Origin of the sequence: Xenorhabdus innexi (assembly GCF_002632485.1) — a bacterium.
GTDB classification, from domain to species: Bacteria; Pseudomonadota; Gammaproteobacteria; order Enterobacterales; family Enterobacteriaceae; genus Xenorhabdus; species Xenorhabdus innexi.
The window spans coordinates 1-7450 of record NZ_NIBU01000101.1; the positions used below are offsets into that span (position 1 = coordinate 1).

Consider the following 7450-nt stretch of genomic DNA (forward strand, 5'->3'; position numbering starts at 1 on the left):
CCGTGGTTTTGATATTAGTTTAGCGACGATTATCAGATCATAAATGAAGCCTTTTTTCTATCTAAAAATAAACGGTTATTGCTTAAGATCCTATCTATGAAGTGAAAATAAATATGATTATGATCCTGCTGGAAATCGTATTTCAGCTTCATCTCGTCAGCAAAAGTAGGAGAAATCGATATTTTTAATCATTATGGTTTAGTAGGAAAATCTGAATCAAATAATCGGGGTGACTGGCGTAAAATAAATTACTTTACGCCAGTTTGAACGGAGTAATTACATTCGTTCTACAGTCTGAATACCCAGCGTATCAAGACCTTGTTTCAGTGTTTTTGCTGTCAGCAGCGCCAGTTTCAGGCGGCTTTGACGCAACTCTTCACTTTCCGCATTCAGGATTGGGCAGTGCTCGTAGAAACCGGAGAACAGGCCAGCCAGATCATACAGGTAAGCACACATCACATGTGGTGTACCTTCACGAGCAACGGTTGTGATGGTCTCTTCAAATTGTAACAGACGGGTAGCCAGCGTTTGCTCACGCTCTTCATTCAGTACAATAGGTAATGTCAGGCTGCTTTCATCGATGTCAGCACGTTTGAAAATAGAAGATACTCGGGTGTAAGCATACTGCATATAAGGCGCAGTGTTGCCATCAAAGGCCAGCATGTTATCCCAGTCAAACACGTAGTCTGTCGTGCGGCTTTTGGAAAGGTCGGCGTATTTTACTGCGCCGATACCCACTGCTTCGACAACTTTTTTAAGTTCATCTTCCGGCATATCTGGATTCTTTTCACGGATCAGAGTATCTGCGCGTTCAATGGCTTCATCCAGCAGGTCAGACAACTTTACTGTCCCGCCTGCGCGGGTTTTGAACGGTTTGCCATCTTTACCCAGCATCATGCCGAACATATGATGTTCCAGTGACATGGATTCAGGAATGTAGCCTGCTTTGCGTACAATCGACCATGCTTGGATTAAATGCTGATGCTGACGTGAATCGATGTAATAAAGCACACGGTCTGCATTCAGAATTTCATGACGGTATTTTGCACAGGCGATATCTGTCGTCGTATAGAGGTAGCCACCATCTTTTTTCTGGATGATAACACCCATTGGTTCACCTTCTTTATTTTTGAATTCATCAAGGTAAACCACGGTTGCGCCATCACTTTCAACAGCAATGCCACGTTGTTTCAGATCAGTAACGATCCCCGGCAGCATATCGTTATAAAGGCTTTCGCCCATTACATCTTTTTCTGTCAAAGTAACATTCAGGCGGTTATATGTTGCCTGATTTTGTGAGGTGGTGATTTCAACCAATTTACGCCACATATTACGGCAATACTCATCACCACCTTGCAGTTTCACAACATAACTACGGGCACGAATGGCAAATTCTTCGTCTTCGTCGTAATTTTTCTTTGCAGCGCGATAAAATTCTTCCAAATCGGATAATGCCATATCGCTGGCATCTTCATTCTGTACTTTTTCCAGATAGGCAATCAGCATGCCGAACTGGGTTCCCCAATCGCCAAGGTGATTAGCACGAATAACTTTATGCCCAAGGAATTCCAGTGTACGTGCTGCCGCATCACCGATGATGGTTGAGCGGATATGACCAATATGCATCTGTTTAGCAACATTGGGTGCAGAATAATCGATAACGATAGTTTGTGGTTTTACAGGAGATATTCCCAGTTTTTCTGCTGTCAGCGCGTTTTCTACATTTGCAGCAACCCATGTTTTATCGAGGAAAATATTGATAAATCCCGGGCCAGCGATTTCGACTTTGCTGGCAATTCCTTGCAGATCCAGCAAATTGACAACTTTTTCTGCCAGTTGTCGTGGTGGCATACCGACCTTTTTCGCTGCCGCCATGACACCATTTGCCTGATAGTCACCAAATTGAGCTTTTGCAGATTGACGAACGTGAGCCTCACTATCGGCTGGAGCACCAGCTGCAATCAGAGCACTGCTGATTTTTTCTGAAAGAATAGCCTGTATATTCACAGTGTTACCTTAAATTATGCGCCAAAATCATACATTTTTATAATGCAGCATTTTCAGGCATGTGGGTTATGAAAAATAACGGGGTTTATACCATATTCAATACCCTGCATGCTACTATCAGCTCCGGCTGGCAGGGATACTTTTTGTTTTTACTCTTTCTTTTGGTGGATTCTTCGTCGAAGAAAGGTATCTGTAATATGGATAAAGCACACAGAGCTTAGTTTAATCATTTTTATCTTCATTTAGTTACTCTCAGTGCTAGTTATACATTTTGCAAATTTCGGGACTCTTTATGTTGTCCGATGAAAAAATCTTCCGATGCAATAATGAGTATTATTGCATCAAAGCAATAGAAATATTAATAATTACTATTTAATCGAAATAACTAATAATCCATTGTCATAATATACTTCCTTAAATTAAGCATCGGTAATTGAGTAAATTATGAACCTTGTTATGGATATTCACAGCTCTGATAACGAATAATGTGCATGTAAGCAACATGCTGATATGTTTATCATATTTGGCTAGTTGATTTGCTCTGATGGAGATTTGGATTTCGTCAATAACTGATAATATCACTGCGATCAAGCATTATTTTTTTCCTATCCATGAATCTTGGTAAAAATGCGGACACATCAGCAAAATTGACTTTTATATAACGGTTTTTTAGTAAAAAACTCTGATCTTGTGATTTGCAATATGTCATTTTGAAAAATAGTTGTCATAGTTAATAAGTCCACTAATGAAATATTTCGAATCTATTTATGACGTATTGGCAGATTTGAATTCAAGGAGCTTTTAATGCTAAAACTGGAAATTTGCTGTTATAGCATAAGTTGTGCTCTTATTGCACAAGAGGCTGGGGCTGATCGAATCGAACTGTGTGCAGGGCCATTAGAAGGTGGTCTGACACCCAGTATGGGAATATTGCAGCAATCGTTACAGTGCTTATGTATTCCCGTACATCCGATTGTTCGGCCCAGAGGTGGGGACTTTTGTTACAGTAAACTCGATTTTGAAGCGATGAAAAATGATGTATCCTGTATTCGTGAAATGGGTTTTCCCGGTATTTCGTTTGGTCTTTTGAACGAAGAAGGGAAGATAGATATGCTGCGAATGCGGCAACTGATGTCATTGGCAGGAGATATGGCTGTCACGTTTAATCGTGCTTTTGATATGTGTTGTGATCCGCTACATACGCTGGAGCAGCTTACTGAACTTGGGGTAAAACGTATTTTAACTTCTGGTCAGCAAAGCAGCGCAGAGTTAGGTTTACATCTGTTAAAAGAACTGGCTCAGGCCAGTCGCGGGCCGAGTATTATGCCCGCAGCGGGGGTTAGAGCCAGTAATATCAGTAAGTTTTTAGAAATTGGTGTGAAGGAAGTACACAGTTCGGCAGGTAAAATTGTACCTTCTAAAATGGTCTACCGTAAGGCGGGGGTGAGAATGAGCTCCGAAGACCGTGAAATAGAAGAATACACTAATTATAGTGTCGATAATGAGTTAGTAGAGTCGATGAAATGCGTAATGATGCTGATTGATCACTAGCTCCCGGCTAAAATCACATGAATATTGAAGGTGTGAACTGCCATAACAAGCAATTCACACATCAATCTTTAAAGTTGCGTACCTTAAGGCTTGCGGGCAACAAGAACGGCGCGCAGTGGAGCCGGATAGCCTTCGATAGTTTTGCTTTGATCTGAAGGGTCAAGAAAATCAGCCAGGGATTCAGTTTTCATCCATTCTGTCTGACGTTGCTCTTCTGTCGTTGTCACTGCCTGATCAACGATTCTGACATCGACAAAACCACATTTTTTCAGCCACGTTTTCAGCATTTCAGCAGAAGGGATAAAGTAAACATTGCGCATTTGCGCGTAACGTTCACCCGGGAGCAGGCATTGATCTGCATTTCCTTCAATGACTAAACTTTCCAGGATCAGTTCTCCGCCAGAAACCAACTGATTTTTCAGTTGCAATAAATGATCAAGCGGTGAACGACGATGATAAAGTACGCCCATAGAAAAGACAGTATCAAACGCGTTTAATTCAGGTAGCTGTTCAATACCCAGCGGAAGCAGGTGAGCACGTTGGTCATTACCCAATAGCTTTCTGACGGCTTCAAATTGGCAAAGGAAAAGCTGAGTAGGGTCGATACCGACAACTAACTCAGCACCTTCACCGACCATACGCCACATGTGATAACCGCTGCCACAGCCGACATCAAGTACGGTTTTTCCTTCCAGAGGGGAGATATGCGGCAGAACACGATCCCATTTCCAGTCAGAACGCCATTCAGTATCAATTTCAACCCCGTATAATGAAAAAGGCCCTTTACGCCAAGGCATGAAAATTTTCAGGATATTGCGGATACGAGCTTTTTCACCATCACATAATTCGGGTGTGTGTGTAGCGATGACACCACTCTTCAGATCAAGGTGAGATGGTTGAATTTCTGGCAAATTATCCAGATTCTTTAACCACGAACTGAATTGACCATGCAATGCCGCTTTCTGCCAATGGTTGAGTTGTGCCGGTAAACATTCCAGCCAATGACTCAGATGGTTTTTGGCAATTAATTGATAAAAATTCCCGAAATCGATCATTATTCAGCTCCTTTGATGGCTAATAATGAGCCGAAATTGAAACACTGGAACCAGACTTCGGCATGCTGAAAACCGGCTTGTTTCAGGCGTAATTTATGGGTTTCAACAGAGTCTGTCCGCATGACATTTTCCAGCATGCTGCGCTTTTGACTGATTTCCAGCTCACTGTAGCCATTAGCCCGTTTGAAGTCATGATGCATACTGAATAGTAACTCGCCAATATTTTTATCTTCAAAATTGAATTTCTCAGACAGAACCAGAACGCCTCCGGGTTTTAATCCGGCATAGATTTTGTTTAATATTTTCTGGCGATCATCGGGCTGAAGGAACTGTAATGTGAAATTCAGAACTACCATTGAAGCATTTTGAATGTCGGTATCAAGAATATCCTGCTCGATGACTTCAACGGGAGTTTTTGCTTTGAAAGCATCTATATGACGGCGACAACGTTCGACCATAGCGGGTGAATTATCAACAGCAATAATACGGCAGCCGTCAATATCAATATTGCGGCGAATGGATAAGGTGGCTGCGCCGAGGGAACAGCCGAGATCATAAATCTGGCTGTCCGGCGCGACAAAGCGGCTGGCCAGCATGCCGATCATGGAGATGATATTTGAATAACCAGGAATGGAGCGTTTCACCATATCTGGAAAGACTTCGGCAACCCGTTCATCAAAACTCCAATCACCTAAGTTAGCGATTGGAGCAGAAAACAGGCTGTCCCGTTGATTGTGAGGATCTTGATTTGACATAACAACATTGATTTTGGAAACAATTAAGAATTGGCTATTCTAGCAGAATGGAGGAAAAGGCAGGAAGTACTAATCTGACAGAACTGGCTGAGCAGTTAAAGTTAGGTACAGAAGATGGAGGATCATGCCTCTTAAGGTTAAGCAAAGCGAGTTTAGATAAAACACAGTCTCAGAAATAAGCCTGTGTTTTATCAAATAATATTATTTTTACTCTTTTATCTGGCACAACAACAGGCCAGAATCCTCAGGGTCAATACCAATTAAACCACCCATTTCATAATAGTGATATAAAATAAAATTACTCTCTTTATTCGTGCTTTTTATTTTTACTTTCATATCTTTTGGATTTCTATAAGGCAAAAACCCAAATCCAGAAAAACCGGTAGAACCATCATTTACTGAATATCTATATTCATTCCCCAAAGAATTAGGATCAGATGAATTTTCTCTGACATTATCCTCAGTCATTGATTCGGCTCCACGTCCCAGTGAATATTGACGATCAAGTTTTTCACACGTTTTATTGCTACCATTATCCTTGAGTTTTACTTCACCAACATCAGGGCTAAAAACATACCTTTTTGGATTAAATGTATATGTATATGCATATTTAGCTCCCGTCTTGGCTTCAGTCACTGTCGCAATAACTGTTGCGGATTTAGATGAGGTAAAAGTTTCCGAAGGAAAAGTGATTTGTCTATTGACTATTTTCACTAGGTCAGAAGACTGTTTATATTCAATGTGGTCCTGAAATTGGGCAATGGCGTGATTTCCGGGTATTTTTTTTGTCAAAGTGATTGTTAATCCCTCATGAACATTATACGGCTTATTTTTTTCTTGAGTGCGGGTATACTCATGACGGCTGAAGATGAGTAACCCAGCTTCCTGTATTACCGGCTTGAAATCCACTGGTATTTTATCGCTATTACTGGAGTATTTATTACCATCATCCGCTGTTATATCTACCTTGATTTTGACACCATCAACTCCGACATTACTAACCAATGAAGCTGTTAAATATCCATCATTATTTGTCGTTGTTTTCTTTTCCTTAAATTTCACATTATTCGGTAGTTTGTTATCTAGAATGCCCCATTCTACAGACGCTGGTTTGTAGTTACGAAGTGGTTTCCCGTTTTTAGGGTCAACAATTAAGACCCTATATGTATACTCTTCTGTTCCATTCCCAAAACGCCCCTCTTTTGGAGAAACCTCCATATCGCCTTTGAATGGCTCAACTTCAGGGGTAAAAGAACTCACTGTAACAGTCATTTCTGCTGTTCTGGAGAGTTTTCCGTCTTCTAATTCCACGGTGGCATAAATCGGGTAACTATTGTCACCATTGGGGTTATATTTTGGCAGTGTCATTGTGATGGGGTTACCGCTAACCGGAAGTACTCCGCCATTTTTGCTGAATGTTTCTTCTGCCCGCCATGTCACCGGTTTAGTCGGTTTATTTGAAACTACAGCCGCAATTGCTTGTATTTCATTAGCGCTATATCCATCAAGAGCCTTTGGTAAGCTGATATCCAGTCTCGGGTTTTCCTTGTGATCCAAAACAATGTTGTTATTCCTTTCCACCAAATCATAACGGCTACCCGCTAATGTGCGCATTGATGCAACGCTGTCCGGTGACAACTGAGCACTCAACGGCATCCCAAATTTATAGTTTAAATTGGCCTGAAGACGAGCATCACTGTGTCCACTTCTGCCATGTCTGTAATCTATGCCCATTGTTATCAGCGGGATTGGTGTATAATTGATGCCTACTTTGGCAAAGTCGGGGTCTTTCTGTTTGGTATCACGGTTAAACAGGGTAACGTTATCACCAAAGTATTTTTCGTAACTCAGCTTACTGCCGATATGCGGGTAGGTTGGAAGAAAGAATTCCCCATTGATATCAAAACCATTGGCCGGGCGCTCTTCCCAGAGTTTATCACCCCGTGACGGGTGCCACTTGCTCAGGCGAAGATAGGCATTAGTCATAGATAGGATCTTAAGCAATAACCGTTTATTTTTAGATAGAAAAAAGGCTTCATTTATGATCTGATAATCGTCGCTAAACTAATATCAAAACCACGG

General features: G+C 41.4%; 5 protein-coding genes and 1 pseudogene. 1 reads left to right on the forward strand and 5 read right to left on the reverse strand.

Annotated elements, in window-relative coordinates; all coding sequences use genetic code 11:
- Positions 1 to 276 precede the first annotated feature (276 nt).
- Positions 277 to 2007, reverse strand: coding sequence for an arginine--tRNA ligase (argS, locus tag Xinn_RS19375; RefSeq protein WP_086953016.1), 1731 nt, complete (start codon positions 2005 to 2007; stop codon positions 277 to 279).
- Positions 2008 to 2811: 804 nt separating this feature from the next.
- On the opposite strand from argS, the gene cutC reads away from it, so the two are divergent.
- The gene (cutC, locus tag Xinn_RS19380; RefSeq protein WP_086953015.1) at positions 2812 to 3558 is read left to right on the forward strand and encodes a copper homeostasis protein CutC; all 747 of its coding nucleotides are present in this window, start codon (positions 2812 to 2814) and stop codon (positions 3556 to 3558) included.
- Between the two features lie 83 nt (positions 3559 to 3641).
- Here cutC and cmoB read toward each other — a convergent pair whose 3' ends face one another.
- The 4 genes and pseudogenes from cmoB to Xinn_RS23590 form a co-directional block, all read right to left on the reverse strand.
- Complete coding sequence (cmoB, locus tag Xinn_RS19385; protein WP_086953014.1) at positions 3642 to 4613, reverse strand: tRNA 5-methoxyuridine(34)/uridine 5-oxyacetic acid(34) synthase CmoB; 972 nt, start codon at positions 4611 to 4613, stop codon at positions 3642 to 3644.
- A complete protein-coding gene (gene cmoA, locus Xinn_RS19390) occupies positions 4613 to 5368 on the reverse strand; it encodes a carboxy-S-adenosyl-L-methionine synthase CmoA (RefSeq protein WP_086953013.1) in 756 nt (251 codons plus the stop codon). Before cmoA ends, cmoB begins: the two co-directional genes overlap by 1 nt.
- 207 nt (positions 5369 to 5575) lie before the next feature.
- The gene (locus Xinn_RS19395) at positions 5576 to 6982 is read right to left on the reverse strand and encodes a hypothetical protein (RefSeq protein WP_244590266.1); all 1407 of its coding nucleotides are present in this window, start codon (positions 6980 to 6982) and stop codon (positions 5576 to 5578) included.
- Positions 6983 to 6994: 12 nt separating this feature from the next.
- A pseudogene (locus tag Xinn_RS23590) lies at positions 6995 to 7354 on the reverse strand (inverse autotransporter beta domain-containing protein); the annotation flags it as partial.
- Between the last annotated feature and the right edge of the window lie 96 nt (positions 7355 to 7450).